A 17,399-nucleotide genomic window follows, 5' to 3' on the forward strand; every position below is an offset into this window, starting at 1 on the left:
TACGACAGCGGGCCGGGCCCGTCCGCCGTACCCGCCGCTCACTTCGGGGCCGGCAGGTAGGGGGCCTTGGAGGGGAGGGACAGGTCGGAGGGGAGCAGGGAGCCGATCCAGCAGTCGCGGCGCACCCCCCGGTGGTCGAGGGCGCTGCGCAGCGTGCCCTCCATGGTGAACCCGGCGCGCAGCGCCACCGCCCGGGACGCGGTGTTGCCGGCCTCGGCCCGCCACTCCAGCCGGTCGACGCCGACGCGGGTGAAGGCCCAGCGGGCGATGGCGACGGTGGCCTCGGTGAGGTGGCCCCGGCCGCGGTGTTCCTCGACCGACCAGTAGCCGATCTCGCCCAGGCCCGGGGCGTGGATCGTGACCCCGGCCATGCCGGCCAGCTCCCCGCCGGTCAGGAAGACCCCGAAGGTGAACATCGTCTCGTTCGCCCAGCCCTCGGGCACCATCCGCTCCGTGAAGCCGCAGGCGTGCTCCGGCAGGTAGGGCGAGGGGACCGTGGTCCAGCGCTGGATGTCGGGGTCCTGGCAGGCGGCGTACACGGCGTCGGTGTCCTGGGGGCCGACGGCGCGCAGCACCAGGCGTCCGGTGGTGAGGGTCTCGGGGTCCATCGTGCGATTCTGCTCGCCGGCGCACGCCCGGCGCCAACGCTTTGCGGTGCGTGACCGTCCGTTCACGCGCCGCGGGATTTCCCGGTGCGGAGCGGCACCATCGGCGGGCCCCGGACGTTGTACCCGTCGGGAGCGGCCCGCGGCGGGGCCGGCCGGAGGCACGATCCCCGCTTCGGCGGGCTCCCGGGGCGGCGGGGTCCTCGCATACCATGGCCGTTGCTCCATCAGTACAAGGGAAACCGACCGTCCCAGGCCCGACCGGCAAGGAGACCAACCCCCGTGTCCGTCCTCTCCAAGATCATGCGTGCAGGCGAAGGCAAGATCCTGCGCAAGCTGCACCGCATCGCGGGCCAGGTCAACTCCATCGAAGAGGACTTCGTCGGCCTCTCCGACGCCGAGCTGCGCGCGCTCACCGACGAGTACAAGCAGCGCTACGCCGACGGGGAGACCCTGGACGACCTGCTGCCGGAGGCGTTCGCCACCGTGCGCGAGGCGGCCAAGCGCGTCCTCGGCCAGCGCCACTACGACGTGCAGATGATGGGCGGCGCCGCCCTGCACATGGGGTACGTGGCCGAGATGAAGACCGGTGAGGGCAAGACCCTCGTCGGCACGCTGCCCGCCTACCTGAACGCGCTCTCCGGCGAGGGCGTCCACATCGTCACGGTCAACGACTACCTGGCCGAGCGCGACTCCGAGATGATGGGCCGCGTCCACCGGTTCCTCGGGCTGGAGGTCGGCTGCATCCTCGCCAACATGACGCCGGCCCAGCGCCGTGAGATGTACAACTGCGACATCACCTACGGCACGAACAACGAGTTCGGCTTCGACTACCTCCGCGACAACATGGCGTGGTCCCAGGACGAGCTGGTCCAGCGCGGCCACAACTTCGCCATCGTCGACGAGGTCGACTCCATCCTCGTCGACGAGGCCCGTACGCCGCTGATCATCTCCGGCCCCGCCGACCAGGCCACCAAGTGGTACGGCGACTTCGCCAAGCTGGTCCGCCGCCTGAAGAAGGGCGAGGCGGGCAACCCGCTCAAGGGCATGGAGGAGACCGGCGACTACGACGTCGACGAGAAGAAGCGCACGGTCGCCATCCACGAGTCGGGCGTCGCCAAGGTCGAGGACTGGCTGGGCATCGACAACCTCTACGAGTCGGTCAACACCCCTCTCGTCGGGTACCTGAACAACGCCATCAAGGCCAAGGAACTCTTCAAGAAGGACAAGGACTACGTCGTCATCGACGGCGAGGTCATGATCGTCGACGAGCACACCGGCCGTATCCTCGCCGGCCGCCGCTACAACGAGGGCATGCACCAGGCGATCGAGGCGAAGGAAGGGGTGGACATCAAGGACGAGAACCAGACGCTCGCCACGATCACCCTCCAGAACTTCTTCCGCCTCTACAACAAGCTCTCCGGCATGACCGGTACGGCGATGACCGAGGCCGCCGAGTTCCACCAGATCTACAAGCTCGGCGTGGTCCCCATCCCGACCAACAGGCCGCTGGTCCGCAAGGACCAGTCCGACCTGATCTACCGCACCGAGGTCGCCAAGTTCGAGGCGGTCGTCGACGACATCGCCGAGAAGCACGAGAAGGGGCAGCCGATCCTGGTCGGCACCACCTCGGTCGAGAAGTCCGAGTACCTCTCGCAGCAGCTCAGCAAGCGCGGTGTCCAGCACGAGGTGCTCAACGCCAAGCACCACGAGCGGGAGGCGTCCATCGTCGCCCAGGCCGGCCGCAAGGGCTCCGTGACGGTGGCGACGAACATGGCCGGCCGCGGTACGGACATCAAGCTCGGCGGCAACCCCGAGGACCTCGCCGAGGCCGAGCTGCGCCAGCGCGGCCTCGACCCCGAGCAGCACATCGAGGAGTGGGCGGCGGCCCTGCCCCAGGCCCTGGAGCGGGCCGAGGCGGCGGTCAAGACGGAGAAGGACGAGGTCGAGAAGTTGGGCGGCCTCTATGTGCTCGGCACCGAGCGCCACGAGTCGCGCCGCATCGACAACCAGCTCCGTGGCCGCAGCGGGCGCCAGGGCGACCCCGGCGAGTCCCGCTTCTACCTCTCGCTCGGCGACGACCTGATGCGCCTGTTCAAGGCCCAGATGGTCGAGCGTGTCATGTCGATGGCCAACGTCCCGGACGACGTGCCGATCGAGAACAAGATGGTCACCCGCGCGATCGCCTCCGCCCAGTCGCAGGTCGAGCAGCAGAACTTCGAGACCCGCAAGAACGTCCTGAAGTACGACGAGGTCCTCAACCGGCAGCGCGAGGTCATCTACGGCGAGCGGCGCCGCGTCCTGGAGGGCGAGGACCTCCAGGAGCAGATCCAGCACTTCATGAACGACACCATCGACGCCTACGTGCAGGCCGAGACGGCCGAGGGCTTCCCGGAGGACTGGGACCTCGACCGCCTGTGGAACGCCTTCAAGCAGCTCTACCCGGTGCGGGTCACCGTGGAGGAGCTGGAGGAGGCCGCGGGCGACCGGGCCGGGCTCACCGCCGAGTTCATCGGCGAGTCCGTCAAGGACGACATCCACGAGCAGTACGAGGCGCGGGAGACGCAGCTCGGCTCCGAGATCATGCGCGAGCTGGAGCGCCGGGTGGTCCTCTCCGTCCTGGACCGCAAGTGGCGCGAGCACCTCTACGAGATGGACTACCTCCAGGAGGGCATCGGCCTGCGCGCCATGGCGCAGAAGGACCCGCTGGTCGAGTACCAGCGCGAGGGCTTCGACATGTTCCAGGCGATGATGGAGGGCATCAAGGAGGAGTCCGTCGGCTACCTGTTCAACCTGGAGGTCCAGGTCGAGCAGCAGGTCGAGGAGGTCCCCGTCGAGGAGGCCGCTCCCTCCCTGGAGAAGGCCCCGCAGGACGCCGTGCCGGCGCAGGCGGGTGCCCGCCCGGAGATCCGCGCCAAGGGGCTCGACGCCCCGCAGCGCCGGGACCTGCACTTCTCGGCGCCGACCGTCGACGGTGAGGGCGGTGTCATCGAGGGCGAGTTCAGCGCCGACGGTGAGCCGGTGCGGTCCGAGTCGGACGGCCTCACCCGCGCGGAGCGCCGCAAGCAGGCCAAGGGCGGACGCCGCCGCAAGAAGTGACCTCGCGGCGCCCGTGGCGCCGTGAGCGTGGAAGGGCCGGTCGTCCCCCGGGGCGGCCGGCCCTTCGGCATGCGGGGGAGGGGAAGGCTCCGGGGACCGGGCGGGCCCGGCGTGCCGGGGCGCCGTGGGGCGGGGGCGCGGCGTGTCCTGGGTGCCGGTCCGCCTGCTCACGGAGTGTCGGCGCGGTTTCTGCCGGGGGTGGGGGGCTTCGGGCGTGTCGGGCGGCGGTGTGTGCGGTGTGGTGCGGTGTGGTGCGTGCGGCCGACGGTGCACGGCCGGTACGGGGGCGGGGCAGGGGCGGGGGCGGCGGCGCGTACCCGCACCGCACCGCGTAGTGCCGCGCGGAACCGCCACCGTACGGCGCCACCCCACCGCGCCCCACGCACCCCCGTCTCAGTCCCCGTCCCCGCGTGGCCGGCGCGGGCCGCCCAGTTCCACCGCCGTGCAGCGCCAGCGCAGGTCCCGGCCCAGCTCCAGCCGGAAGGCCATGGCCCGGAGCTGGTCGCCCGCGCCGATGCGGGCGAAGACCTCCAGGGCGCCCGGACGGGGCTCGTAGTAGCCGATGTCGCGGACCACGGGGTGGGTGCCGCGGGTGCGCAGGGGGCCGCGTTCGGCGAGCAGGGCCAGCTCGTCGTAGGCGCGGCCGGCGGTGTGCCGCAGCATCGAGTGCACGGGGCGCCGGCCGCTGAGCACCCCCAGGAGCAGTTCGGCGAACCGGTCGGTGGGGCGTGGCTGCGGGACGGGGCGGCGCGGTGTCTGGGCGGGGACGACGGTCCGGGCTTCCGGCGCCGGGGCGCCCGCGGTCGTGCGCGGGACGGTCCTGGACCGTCCCGGTCCCGCGCCCGGCCGGGTGTCGGCGGGCCGGGTGCGGGACCGGGCGGAGCGGCCCGGGGAGGCCGGGGGGCGGCCACCGGGCGGAGCGGTCCGCGCGGGGGCGCCGCCGGGACCGCGGGGCGGCACCTCGCCGGACGCGGGGGAGAGCGGGCCGGCTGGTGTGCGCGGGACCGGGTGGGGCCGGGTCCTGGTCATGACCTTGTGCATGGGGCTTCCCCGTTCGGCGGCCCGGCGATACCGGGCGGTAACTTAACCGTCGGGGATCTTGTACTGGCCCGTGGGCGGTGCGGCAAGGCGGAGGCAAGCCGGTGTCGGACCGCCGGAAATTCACCGGTCCGGGTGACCGTGGGGGTGAGGAGCCCGCAACGGGGCGGGAGCACCGGGTGAGGTCCTGGCCGGAGGTGGACGTGCGGGGCGCCCCGGGCGGGGACTCGAAAGGGGACACCCACACGTATCCTGAAGGCTCTCCGGAGGCCCTCCGCCAAGGCCCCCGGCCCTGGTCCCGACCACGAAAGCGGCCCGTCATGCGCGTCTACGTCCCCCTGACCCTCTCCGGTCTCGCCGAGGCGCACCGGACGGGTGAGCTGGCGGCCGGAGCGAGCGGACCGCTCGTCGCGTACGCCGTCACCCCGGCGCTGCGGGAGTGGTATCTCTCCGACGACATCGAGGAACTCGAGTACGCCGCCCTCGGCCGGGCGGGAGCGGCCTCGCTGCGGCTGCTGGCGGCCGATCCGCAGGCCGCGCGACGCCGGGTCGTGGTCGCCGCCGACGTGCCCGAGGGGACCGCCACGGCCGACCCCGACAGGGGCCTCGACCCGCGGGCCCTCGGCGAGGTGCGGGTCACCGGCGCGCTGCCGCTGGCCAAGGCCGCCTCCGTGCACATGGACTCCGCCGACGCCGAGGCGGACGTGACCGCCGCGGCGCGGGCGCTGCCCGCGGCCGACGCCGGGGACGACGACGCCCGTTTCGTGGTGGACGGCGCCGAGGACCACGAACTGCTGTGGTACGCGACACAGGAGATCCCGAACCTGCTGGGCCCCGGCGCCTGACGCCCACCGGCCCGGCGCTCCCGGCGCCTCGCGCGGGGCCACCGGAGGCGTGCGCCCCCCTCGCTGTCAGTGGGGGCCGGTACGTTTTCCGCATGGGGATGTACACGGGTGCGCACATCGTCTGGGACTGGAACGGGACGCTGTTCCACGACAACGAGGCGATCATCGCGGCGACCAACGCGGCCTTCGCCGAGCTGGGGCTGGAGCCGATCACGCTGGAGCGGTACCGGGAGCTGTACTGCGTACCGGTGCCGAGGTTCTACGAGCGGCTGATGGGGCGGCTGCCCACCGGCGACGAGTGGCAGGTCATGGACGCGGCCTTCCACCGGCACTACACCGAGCACCGGCAGCGGTGCGGGCTCACCGAGGGCGCGGCCGAGCTGCTGGCGGGGTGGGGGACCGCCGGACGCAGCCAGTCCATCCTGAGCATGTACGGACACGACGACCTGGTGCCGCTGGTCCGCGGGTTCGGGATCGAGCCGCACTTCCTGCGCGTCGACGGCCGGAGCGGGCCCTCCGGAGGCAGCAAGGCCGAGCACATGGTGCGCCACCTCGCGGCGCTCGGCGGGGTCGAGCCGGGCCGGACGGTGGTGATCGGCGACGCCGCCGACGACGCGGTGGCCGCCCTGCACGCGGGGGCGCGGGCGGTGCTCTACACCGGCGGCTCGCACAGCCGGGCCGGTCTGGAGGGCGTGGGGGTCCCCGTCGTCGACACCCTCGCCGAGGCCGTGGCGGAGGCCGAGCGAATGGCGTCGTGACCACCCCCGGAGGGCCGGGCCGCGGCCTTTTCGTCCGCCAAACCTGTCCCACGGCCCGCACTCCTGTGCAGAACGTCAAACTTCCGGCCCCGGATTTGTACACAAGCGGCTCATGACGGACCACCCGGGAGGAGCGATAGCCTGGTGGACGTGATCAGCGCGATAGCTCGCGGGGGCATCGGTGCCTCCGCCCCGCGCCCGGTGCGCACGGACGACATCCGTGTCCGGGCGGCGGTCGCTGATTCTCGCGGGCGGGACGGGGCCACCCGGCCCCCGTACGACGCCGCGCACTCCCGGGACGACGGCGACGAGAGCGATGTCACACCGGCGAAGGCGAAGACAACGGCCGATATGCCCCCGCTCCTCCCATCTCGCGGCATAGCGTCGGAACAGACCGGGCATCCCGCGTTCCGACACCGCGCCGCAGGGCGGGAGACCGTACTTCCTTCTACGTCACGCAACGGCGCGCGACAGGAGCAAGAGGACAATGCAGACCAAGCTGGACGAAGCCAGGGCCGAGCTGCTCGAACGGGCCGCGCGGGTAGCTGAGAACAGCCCGGTCGGGGGCAACCTACCGACCGGGGCGACGGACGAAGGCACCCCGGGCTTCCCGGACCAGGCATCCGTGTTCGCGTTTCTCCAGCGCTACTACCGGCACACCGCACCGGAGGACCTGGGCGACCGCGACCCGGTCGACCTCTTCGGGGCGGCCGTCTCCCACTTCCGGCTCGCCCACCACCGTCCGCAGGGCACGGCCAACGTGCGCGTGCACACCCCGACGGTGGAGGAGAACGGCTGGACGTGCAGGCACTCCGTCGTGGAGGTGGTCACGGACGACATGCCCTTCCTCGTCGACTCCGTGACCAACGAGCTGACCCGGCAGGGGCGTGGCATCCACGTCGTCGTCCACCCGCAGATCGTGGTCCGCCGCGACGTGGCCGGCTCCCTCGTCGAGGTGCTCGCCGACCCGCCCGCCGACCTCCCGCACGACGCGCACGTCGAGTCGTGGATCCACGTGGAGATCGACCGGGAGAGCGACCGCGGCGACCTCAAGCAGATCACCGCCGATCTGCTGCGCGTCCTCAACGACGTCCGCGAGGCCGTCGAGGACTGGGGCAAGATGCGGGACGCCGCCGTGCGCATCGCCGACGGCCTGACCGACGAGTCCCTCCCCGACGACCTGGGCCCGCAGGAGGTGGAGGAGGCGCGCGAGCTGCTGCACTGGCTCGCCGACGACCGCTTCACCTTCCTCGGCTACCGCGAGTACGAGCTGCGCGAGGACGACTCGCTCGCCGCCCTCGCCGGCACCGGCCTCGGCATCCTGCGCTCCGACCCGCACCACGACGTCGACGAGGAGCACCCGGTCAGCCCGTCCTTCGAGCGGCTGCCCGCCGACGCCCGCGCCAAGGCGCGCGAGCACCGGCTGCTCGTCCTGACCAAGGCCAACAGCCGCGCCACCGTCCACCGGCCGTCGTACCTGGACTACATCGGCGTCAAGAAGTTCGGCGCCGACGGCGAGGTCGTCGGCGAGCGCCGCTTCCTCGGCCTGTTCTCCTCCGCCGCCTACACCGAGTCGGTGCGCCGCGTGCCGGTCATCCGGCGCAAGGTCGAGGAGGTGCTGGAGCAGGCAGGGTTCTCGCCCAACAGCCACGACGGCCGCGACCTCCTCCAGATCCTGGAGACCTACCCGCGCGACGAGCTGTTCCAGACCCCGGTCGGCGAGCTCCAGCCCATCGCCACCTCCGTGCTCTACCTCCAGGAGCGCCGCCGCCTGCGGCTCTACCTGCGCCAGGACGACTACGGGCGCTACTACTCCGCCCTCGTCTACCTCCCCCGGGACCGGTACACCACCGGCGTCCGGCTGCGGATCATCGACATCCTCAAGGAGGAGCTGGGCGGCACCAGCGTCGACTTCACGGCCTGGAACACCGAGTCCATCCTCTCCCGCCTGCACTTCGTGGTCCGCGTCCCGCAGGGCACCGTGCTGCCGCAGCTCTCCGACGCCGACAAGGAGCGCATCGAGGCCCGCCTCGTCGCCGCCGCCCGCTCCTGGTCCGACGGCTTCGCCGAGGCGCTCACCGCCGAGGTGGGCGAGGAGCGCGCCGCCGAGCTGCTGCGCCACTACGGCGGAGCCTTCCCTGAGGGGTACAAGGCCGACCACGGCCCGCGCTCCGCGGTCGCCGACCTCGGTCACCTGGAGCGGCTCGACGACGAGCACGCCTTCGCGCTCAGCCTCTACGAGCCGGTGGGCGCCGCCCCCGAGGAGCGCCGCCTCAAGATCTACCAGAAGGGCGGCACCGTCTCCCTCTCCGCCGTCCTGCCGGTGCTCAGCCGGCTCGGCGTCGAGGTCACCGACGAGCGGCCCTACGAGCTGCGCTGCGCCGACCGCACCACGGCCTGGATCTACGACTTCGGGCTGCGCATGCCCGCGTCGGTCGCCGGCGACCTCGGCGACGACGCCCGCGAGCGGTTCCAGGAGGCGTTCGCCGCCACCTGGACCGGCAAGGCGGAGAACGACGGCTTCAACGCCCTCGTGCTCAGCGCCGGGCTCACCTGGCGCCAGGCCATGGTGCTGCGCGCGTACGCCAAGTACCTGCGCCAGGCGGCCTCCACGTTCAGCCAGGACTACATGGAGGACACCCTCCGCAACAACGTCCACACCACCCGTCTGCTGGTCTCGCTCTTCGAGGCGCGGATGTCGCCGGAGCGCCAGCGTGCCGGGCTGGAGATCGTCGAGGCCCTCCTCGAAGAGGTCGACGCCGCCCTGGACCAGGTGGCGAGCCTGGACGAGGACCGCATCCTGCGCTCCTTCCTGACCGTCATCAAGGCCACGCTGCGCACCAACTTCTTCCAGGAGTCGCGCGAGGGCGGACCGCACGACTACGTCTCCATGAAGTTCGACCCGACCGCGATCCCGGACCTGCCGGCGCCGCGCCCGGCGTTCGAGATCTGGGTCTACTCGCCGCGCGTCGAGGGCGTCCACCTGCGGTACGGCAAGGTGGCCCGCGGCGGTCTGCGCTGGTCGGACCGGCGCGAGGACTTCCGCACGGAGATCCTCGGCCTGGTCAAGGCGCAGATGGTGAAGAACACCGTCATCGTGCCGGTCGGCGCCAAGGGCGGCTTCGTCGCCAAGCAGCTCCCCGACCCGAACGTGGACCGCGACGCCTGGATGGCCGAGGGCGTCGCCAGCTACCGCACCTTCATCTCGGCGCTGCTCGACATCACCGACAACATGGTGGCCGGCGAGGTCGTCCCGCCGGTGGACGTCGTCCGCCACGACGAGGACGACACGTACCTCGTCGTCGCCGCCGACAAGGGCACGGCGAAGTTCTCGGACATCGCCAACGAGGTCGCCGAGTCGTACAACTTCTGGCTCGGTGACGCCTTCGCCTCCGGCGGTTCGGCCGGCTACGACCACAAGGGCATGGGCATCACCGCCCGCGGCGCCTGGGAGTCCGTCAAGCGGCACTTCCGGGAGCTGGGCGTGGACACCCAGTCCGAGGACTTCACCGTCGTCGGCATCGGCGACATGTCCGGTGACGTGTTCGGCAACGGCATGCTGCTCAGCGAGCACATCCGCCTGGTCGCCGCCTTCGACCACCGGCACATCTTCGTCGACCCGACCCCGGACGCGGCCGTCTCGTACGCCGAGCGCCGCCGGCTCTTCGAGCTGCCGCGCTCCTCGTGGGCGGATTACGACGAGAAGCTGCTCTCCCAGGGCGGCGGCGTCTTCCCGCGCTCGGCCAAGTCGATCCCGGTCAACGCGCACATCCGCGAGGCGCTGGGCATCGAGGACGGCGTCGTCAAGATGACCCCGGCCGAGCTGATGCGGGCGGTGCTCACCGCACCGGTCGACCTGCTGTGGAACGGCGGCATCGGGACGTACATCAAGGCGTCCACCGAGTCCAACGCCGACGTCGGCGACAAGGGCAACGACCCGATCCGCGTCGACGGCAAGGACCTGCGCGTCCAGGTCGTCGGCGAGGGCGGCAACCTGGGCCTGACCCAGCTCGGCCGGATCGAGATCGCCACCAACGGCGGCCGGGTCAACACCGACGCGATCGACAACAGCGCGGGCGTGGACACCTCCGACCACGAGGTGAACATCAAGATCCTGCTCAACGGTCTCGTCAAGGACGGCGACATGACCGTCAAGCAGCGCAACAAGCTGCTCGCCGAGATGACCGACGAGGTCGGCGCGCTCGTCCTGCGCAACAACTACGCGCAGAACACGGCCATCGCCAACGCGCTCGCGCAGTCCAAGGAGATGGTCAACGCCCAGCAGCGCTTCCTGCGCCACCTGGTGCGGGAGGGCCACCTCAACCGGGCGCTGGAGTTCCTGCCCACCGACCGCCAGATCCGCGAGCGGATCGGCGCCGGGCAGGGCCTGACCGGCCCGGAGACGGCCGTGCTGCTGGCCTACACGAAGATCACGGTCGCCGAGGAGCTGCTGCACACCTCGCTGCCGGACGACCCGCACCTGCGCAAGCTGCTGCACGCCTACTTCCCGACCGCGCTGCGCGAGCAGTTCGGCGACCGGATCGACGGCCACCCGCTGCGCCGGGAGATCACCACCACGGTGCTGGTCAACGACACGGTCAACACGGGCGGTACGACCTACCTCCACCGGATGCGCGAGGAGACCGGCGCGTCGCTGGAGGAGATCGTGCGGGCGCAGACCGTGGCGCGGGCGATCTTCCACTCGGCCGAGGTCTGGGACGCGGTGGAGGCCCTGGACACCAAGGTCCAGGCCGACGTCCAGACCCGCATCCGGCTGCACTCGCGGCGCCTGGTGGAGCGCGGCACGCGCTGGCTGCTCAACAACCGGCCGCAGCCGGTGGAGCTGGCCGAGACCGTGGAGTTCTTCGCCGAGCGCGTGGAGCAGGTCTGGTCGCAGCTTCCCAAGCTGCTGCGCGGCGCGGACGCCGAGTGGTACCAGCGGATCTACGACGAGCTGACCGCCGCGGGCGTCCCGGACGAGCCGGCCACCCGGGTCGCCGGGTTCTCCTCGGCCTTCCCGACGCTCGACATCGTCTCGGTCGCCGACAGCATGGGCCGCGACCCGCTGGAGGTCGCCGAGGTCTACTACGACCTCGCCGACCGGCTGAGCATCACGCAGCTCATGGACCGCATCAGCGATCTGCCCCGCGCCGACCGCTGGCAGTCCATGGCCCGCGCGGCGATCCGCGAGGACCTGTTCGCGGCGCACGCGGCGCTCACGGCCGACGTCCTCGCGGTCGGCGGGGAGGCGTCGACGCCGGAGCAGCGGTTCGAGGTCTGGCAGGCGAAGAACGCGCCGCTGCTGGCGCGGGCCCGCACCACGCTGGAGGAGATCCACGGCTCGGACGCCTTCGACCTGTCCAACCTGTCGGTGGCGATGCGGACCATGCGGACGCTGCTGCGCGCGCACTCCTGACACCGGACACGGCACGGCCGTGAACGCGCCCCGGGCCCACGGCCCGGGGCGCGTTCACGTCTCGGAGCACGGGGGCACGGGCGGAGCATGCGCCGGGTACGCGCCGGGCACGGGCGGGGCACGGGTACGGGCAAGTGCATCGGAGCGCCTTGCCCGGCCCGCCCCGGCGCCCGGCCGGACCCACGCGGACATCGGACATCACGGATAAAGTGGCCGCGTGATCGGCTACCTCCGGGAGACGCGCGCCACGCCGCGCCGCACCGGGTCCGTGTCCGCGGCCGTCGCCGGGACCCTCGCCGCGCTCGTTCTCCTCCTGCTCCTCCCGGTGATCGTCCGACTGCCCTGGATCGGCGACCTCGGCATGCACGCGGCCACCGTGGAACGCCTGCGCGGCGACCTCCGCCACCCCGGCAACCCGCTGGTCGACGCCGACACGCCGAGCCCGTACTACTCGCCGTGGACGCTGCTGCTCGGGTGTGTCGCCCGGGTGACGGGTCTGTCGGTCTTCATCGTCCTGCGGATGGGCGCCCTCGTGGCGCTCACGCTGCTGGTCACCGGCGTGTGGCGGTACGTCCGCACGCTGAGCCGGCACCCGGCGGCGCCCCCGCTCGCCCTGCTCTGCCTGGTGCTGCTGTGGGGCACGACCCTGTTCACCTGGAGCGGCTTCCTCGCCCTGGACTCCTTCGCACTGACCGTCGCCTACCCGAGCGTGCTGGCGCTCGGCCTCGCCCTCCACCTCTGGGCGTGGCTGCCCCGCGCGGTGGCGTCCGGCGGCTGGGGCACGTGGATCGCGCTCGGGGTGCTGTGGGCGGTGATCCTGCTGGTCCACCAGTTCTCCGGCGTCGTCGCCTCGCTCGGCGCCCTGGCCACCGTGCTCGCCGCGCGGCCGGAGCGGCGCCGCCTGCTTCGGCCGGCCGTGGGCCTCGCGGCGGGGATGCTGGTGCTGTGGTGGTGGCCGTACTACGACTTCTTCGCGCTGGTCGGCGCCGAGGACGGGCTGGAGCCGGTGCACCGGGCGCTCTACCGGGACCTGCTCGGGCGGTACTGGCTGGTGCTGCTGGGCGTCGCCGCCCTCGGCGCCCGTTTCCGGCGGGTGCGGCGCGATCCGCTGGTGCTCTTCTTCGTGCTCGGCGTCGCCGTGTTCGCGGCGGGCGGGCTGACCGGGCACTGGTCGTGGGGGCGGGTGCTGCCGGCCGCGCTGATCCCGGCGCAGCTCGCGGCGGCCCTGGAGGCGCTGGAGCCGGCCCGGCCCAGGGTGCGCGCGGCCTGGGCGACGGCGCTGGCCGGCTCCCTGGCGGTGGGCGCGTGGGCGCAGGCGGGGACGGTCGGCCACGCCACCGGCCGGGCGGCGCTGCCCCGGGTGGTCGGCGCCGAGTACCGGCGGCCCTGGACCGGGTACCACTGGATCACGCCCTGGGTGCGGCGCGGGGACGTCGTCATGGCCCGCGTCGCGCCGTCGCGGCAGATCCCGGCGTACGGGGCGTACACCGTGGCACCCGGCTACCCCGACGTCTTCCTGGCGGACGCGGCGGACCGGGAGGCCGCCGTGGACCGGTACTTCGCGCCGGAGACCGCGGCGGACGTGCGGCGGGAGACCGAGCGGCGGTACGGGGTGCGCTGGGTGGTGGACCGGGACGGGGCGCTCGGCATGGACGCCGAGTTGCGCGAGGTCGCCCGGGGCCCGCACGGACAGGTGCTCTACGCGGCGCCCGGCCCGGCCCGGCAGCGGCCCGGCGGGTAGGCCGGGCCCGGCCCGGAACCCGGGTCCCGCCTAGCGCAGGGCACTCGCCGCCAGGCGGGCCGCCTTGCGTACCCGCGGGGTGGCCAGGCGGCGGGCGACCGGGCGGAGCACCGCCGTCGCCCCCACCGGCCGCCAGCGAAGCTGGAGCCGGCCCGGGTCGTGGCCCTCGGGCTCCACGGTGACCTCGTGCGGGGCCGCGCCGCCCCGGTAGGGCACGCGGGCGGTACGGGCCGGGAAGTCCGGCGGCGCCAGCAGCACCCCCGTGTGCGTCTGGCCCTGGTGGCGCAGGCGCAGCACCGGGTGGCGCACCCCCTCGAAGCCCTGGAGGGGCAGCGGCACGAAGGCCGGGTCGAGCCGCACCCGCCCCTCGAACAGGCCCGGCCGCACCGGTGCGAGCCGGAACGGCAGCGCGAGGCGCCGGCGGCCGGGGGAGAGGTGCAGCACCGCCCGCTGCGGGCCGACCGGCAGCCGCCGGGCCGGGTCGTACGTGCGGACCGCCAGGTCGACCGAGGCGTCCGGGCCCTCCTCGACCGACGTGACCTCGTGGCGGAGCAGGGCGGCGAAGAAGGGGCAGGCGTCCGGTTCCAGCTCGGTCAGGTCCAGCTCGCGGCGGGCCTCCTCGGAGCCGGGCACCCCCTCGCCCCAGTAGGTCCGCCCGCTTCCCGGGTCCGGGGTCATCCGGCGCGGTCCCACGGCGTGGCCGAGCCCGCGTGCCGCCGTCCGCACCTCCTCCAGGCGCCGGTCGCGCAGCAGTTGGAGCACCACCCGTTCCGGACGGGGCAGCTTGGCGTACGCCCCCGGCGCGAGCGTGTCGAGGTAGGGGACGACGAGGTCCGCGAAGGACGCCAGCCACTCGTCGTCCCGGTAGGGCAGGTCTCCGGCGTACATGCGGAAGTCGTGCTTGAGGAACTTGTGGTCCTTGTCCTCCCGCAGCGCGGCGTGCCCGCTCTCGGCGAGGAAGGCGTCGATGAGCCGCTGCACGTGGACGCGGTCGCGGACGTTGTCCAGCTTGTGCCGCTGGTTGGAGATGGAGGCGGCGGCCCCGGTGGCGTACGGCTCGATGTACCAGCGGTAGACCGGCTCCGGGACGATGGTGAAGGTCTCGGCGAGGCAGTACGCCTGCGCGGAGAAGAGCTGGTCCTCGTAGTGGATGCCCTCGGGGAAGCGCAGGCCGTGCCGGTCCAGGAAGGCGCGGGAGTACATCTTGCTGGTCGCCAGGTGCTCGAAGAAGAGCCGCGGGTCGGCCTCGATCCCCTCCAGCGTGCGGCGTTCGGCGACGAGGTGGGGCATCCAGGTGGTGCGGTGCCCGCTGTCGACACGGACCCGGCGCACCGCGCCCATGGCGAAGTCCAGCGCGCGTTCCCGGTGGGCGGCGAGCAGCACCTCCACCGCCCGCTCGGGCAGTTCGTCGTCGCTGTCGAGGAACATCAGGTACGGCGCCCGCGCGATCTCCATGGCCCGGTTGCGCGGGGCGCTGCACCCGCCGCTGTTCTCCTCCAGCCGCAGGTACACGATCCGCGGGTCGCGCGCCGCCAGCTCCCGCGCCACCCGCGGGGTCTCGTCCACCGAGTGGTCGTCGCTGATGACGATCTCGATGTTCGCGTGGGTCTGCCGGCGGACCGACTCCACCGCGCGCGGGAGCCGCCCGGCGTCGTTGTAGACGATGACCGTGACGGTGACGTCGGGAGTCACGCGACCTCCTCGGGACGCGGGGCGGGGGTGCGGTCCGCGAGCGGGACCACGGGCGGCAGGGACGCCTCGTCCTCGCCGAGGAAGACCCTGCGCACGACGCGCTCGGCGGCGTGGCCGTCGTCGAACTCGCAGAACCGGCGGCGGAAGGCGGCCCGCCGCTTCTCCGCGCGCTCGTCGCGCCAGGCGTCGCCGGCGAGCAGCTCGGTCAGCTCCTCCTGGGTGCGGGCCACCGGTCCGGGCGCCTCCGCCATCAGGTCGAAGTAGACGCCGCGGGTGGTGCGGTACGTCTCCCAGTCGTCGGCGTGGATCACGATCGGCCGGTCGAGGTTGGCGTAGTCGAACATGATCGAGGAGTAGTCCGTGACCAGCGCGTCGGCGGCCAGGCACAGCTCCTCCACCGGGTCGTAGGAGGAGACGTCGATGACCCGGCCGGTGCGGCGCGGCCCGGTCGGCGGGAAGGCGGCGCCGTCGTGGAAGTAGTGGGCGCGCACCAGCAGGACGGTGCCCTCGCCGAGCCGGTCGGCGAGGGCGGCGAGGTCCAGGCGGGGCGTCCAGCCGGCCTCGTAGTCGCGGTGGGTGGGCGCGTAGAGGACCGCGCGGTGGCCGGGGGCGATGCCGAGCCGTTCGCGGGCGGCCCGGACCTCGTCGGCGCCGGCGGTGTGGAAGACGTCGTTGCGCGGGTAGCCGTGGTCGAGGGTGGTCCAGCGGGAGGGGTAGGCGCGCTGCCACATGCGGGTGGAGTGGCTGTTGGCGGAGACGCTGTAGTCCCACTTGTCGACGCGTTCCATCAGGGCGGCGAAGTCCAGTCCGCGGGCGGCGGCCGGGTAGGGCATCTGGTCCAGGCCCATCCGCTTGAGCGGGGTGCCGTGGTGGGTCTGGAGGTGGATCGCGTCCGGCCGTTTGACCACCGCGTCCGGGAAGTTGACGTTGTTGACGAGGTACCGGGCGCGGGCCAGCACCTGCCAGTAGCGCGGGGTGCCGGGGACGACGTGGTCGGTGCCGGGCGGCAGCAGGGCGGCGTTGTCGGCGGAGACCGTCCACACCGGGTGGATGTGCGGGGCGAGTTCGGCGAGCTTGGCGGCGACGGCGGCCGGGTTGCAGGCGACGCCGCGGGCCCAGTACGCGGAGAAGACGGCCAGGCGGGGGTCGACGGGGCGGGCGAGGGCCCGGCGGTAGCCCTGGTCGCGGAGGCGGGCGACGGCGTGCCGCCTGCCGGTGCGCAGCGCCGAACGCACCTCGCGGCGGGCGCGGTTGGCCGACTGGAGCGCCCGGTACCTGGTGTACGCGCCCTCCTCCAGCAGGGAGCGGCGCACGCCCTCGAAGCCGGCCGGGTGCGTGTGGCCCTCGGGGCGGTGGCGCAGGGCGGCGGCGGAGGCCCGGCGGAAGAACTCCCGCGCGGCGCGTTCGGGCATCGTGGAACGGGCGAAGGTGCGCAGGCAGTCGCGGAGCATCAGGTCGTAGACGGCGCCGTGGACGGCGGGCCGGCCGGCGGCGAGGCCGAGCAGCCGCTCGTACCGGTCGATCACGGCGCCGTGCCGTCCGGGCGGGACGCCCGGGAGGCTCTCGGGGCGCAGACCGCGGTCCTCCAGTGCCGGGTGGGGCAGGCAGGCGACCCGGTCGGCGAGGAGTAACGCGGCCTGGGCGGCGAACTCCTCGTCGTCGGTGGTCAGCACCTCCTCGTGGGCCCGCCAGAAGGCGGCGCGCACGGCACGGTTGCCGAGCAGCGGGCTCAGCGCCAGCAGCGGCACGCAGGTGTCCAGGGTGAGGGCGGCGCGGCCGGCGCGGGCGAGGCGGGGGCCGTCCGGGGAGGGCAGCCCGGTCGCCCGCCAGGTGCTGTGGACGTGGTCGAACAGGAGGACGTCCACCGGGTCCGGGAGGCCCGCGGCGCGCTCGGCGACCGCGTGGGGTCCGCCGGGAGGCAGGCCGTCCTTGGCGTGGACGAAGTGCAGCCACCGTCCCGTCGCCCGTGCCGCCCCGGCCGCGCGGGCCGCCGCGTCGCCGGTGCCCTCCGGCAGCGGCAGCACCGTGAAGGCGGGGGCGTGTTCCTCGGCGGCCTCCCGGGCCCAGTCGCCGACCGCCGCGACGATCACCTCGGTGCCGGGCAGGGGGTGGGCGTCCAGGGAGCCGAGGAGTGCGGGCAGGTGGTCCTGGACGTTGTCGCCGTGTACGACGACGCTCAGTACGGGTGGCTCGGGACTCACGCGG

The 17,399-nt window shown here is 73.2% G+C and carries 9 protein-coding genes; 5 read left to right on the plus strand and 4 right to left on the minus strand.

Annotation, left to right across the window (positions count from 1 at the left end):
* Nucleotides 1-38 precede the first annotated feature (38 nt).
* Nucleotides 39-608, minus strand: coding sequence for a GNAT family N-acetyltransferase (locus J5Y05_RS20955; protein WP_210874581.1), 570 nt, complete (start codon nucleotides 606-608; stop codon nucleotides 39-41).
* Nucleotides 609-887: 279 nt separating this feature from the next.
* On the opposite strand from J5Y05_RS20955, the gene secA reads away from it, so the two are divergent.
* Nucleotides 888-3,704 carry a preprotein translocase subunit SecA gene (gene secA, locus J5Y05_RS20960; protein WP_210874582.1) on the plus strand — a complete coding sequence of 939 codons (2,817 nt, stop codon included), beginning with the start codon at nucleotides 888-890 and terminating at the stop codon, nucleotides 3,702-3,704.
* Between the two features lie 393 nt (nucleotides 3,705-4,097).
* Here the strand turns inward: secA and J5Y05_RS20965 are convergent, their stop codons facing one another.
* Entirely contained in the window at nucleotides 4,098-4,745 is a 648-nt protein-coding gene (locus J5Y05_RS20965) for an Rv3235 family protein (RefSeq protein ID WP_210874583.1), read from the minus strand.
* 317 nt (nucleotides 4,746-5,062) lie between these two features.
* On the opposite strand from J5Y05_RS20965, the gene J5Y05_RS20970 reads away from it, so the two are divergent.
* The 4 genes from J5Y05_RS20970 (at nucleotide 5,063) to J5Y05_RS20985 (ending at nucleotide 13,502) form a co-directional block, all read left to right on the plus strand.
* On the plus strand, nucleotides 5,063-5,587 hold the full coding sequence (locus tag J5Y05_RS20970) for a DUF6912 family protein (RefSeq protein ID WP_210874584.1): 525 nt from the start codon (nucleotides 5,063-5,065) through the stop codon (nucleotides 5,585-5,587).
* Between the two features lie 92 nt (nucleotides 5,588-5,679).
* On the plus strand, nucleotides 5,680-6,345 hold the full coding sequence (locus tag J5Y05_RS20975) for an HAD family hydrolase (RefSeq protein WP_210874585.1): 666 nt from the start codon (nucleotides 5,680-5,682) through the stop codon (nucleotides 6,343-6,345).
* Between the two features lie 487 nt (nucleotides 6,346-6,832).
* On the plus strand, nucleotides 6,833-11,761 hold the full coding sequence (locus J5Y05_RS20980; RefSeq protein WP_210874586.1) for an NAD-glutamate dehydrogenase: 4,929 nt from the start codon (nucleotides 6,833-6,835) through the stop codon (nucleotides 11,759-11,761).
* Nucleotides 11,762-11,978: 217 nt separating this feature from the next.
* Nucleotides 11,979-13,502 (plus strand): putative glycosyltransferase family protein, encoded by a 1,524-nt coding sequence (locus J5Y05_RS20985; protein WP_372450509.1) that lies wholly within the window; start codon nucleotides 11,979-11,981, stop codon nucleotides 13,500-13,502.
* A 30-nt stretch (nucleotides 13,503-13,532) separates the two neighbouring features.
* Here J5Y05_RS20985 and J5Y05_RS20990 read toward each other — a convergent pair whose 3' ends face one another.
* Both J5Y05_RS20990 and J5Y05_RS20995 read right to left on the minus strand, forming a co-directional pair.
* The gene (locus J5Y05_RS20990) at nucleotides 13,533-15,194 is read right to left on the minus strand and encodes a glycosyltransferase family 2 protein (RefSeq protein WP_210874587.1); all 1,662 of its coding nucleotides are present in this window, start codon (nucleotides 15,192-15,194) and stop codon (nucleotides 13,533-13,535) included.
* On the minus strand, nucleotides 15,191-17,395 hold the full coding sequence (locus tag J5Y05_RS20995) for a CDP-glycerol glycerophosphotransferase family protein (RefSeq protein ID WP_210874588.1): 2,205 nt from the start codon (nucleotides 17,393-17,395) through the stop codon (nucleotides 15,191-15,193). The genes J5Y05_RS20990 and J5Y05_RS20995 overlap by 4 nt, the downstream gene beginning before the upstream one ends.
* Between the last annotated feature and the right edge of the window lie 4 nt (nucleotides 17,396-17,399).

Source organism: Streptomyces tagetis (assembly GCF_018069565.1).
Lineage (GTDB): Bacteria > Actinomycetota > Actinomycetes > Streptomycetales > Streptomycetaceae > Streptomyces > Streptomyces tagetis.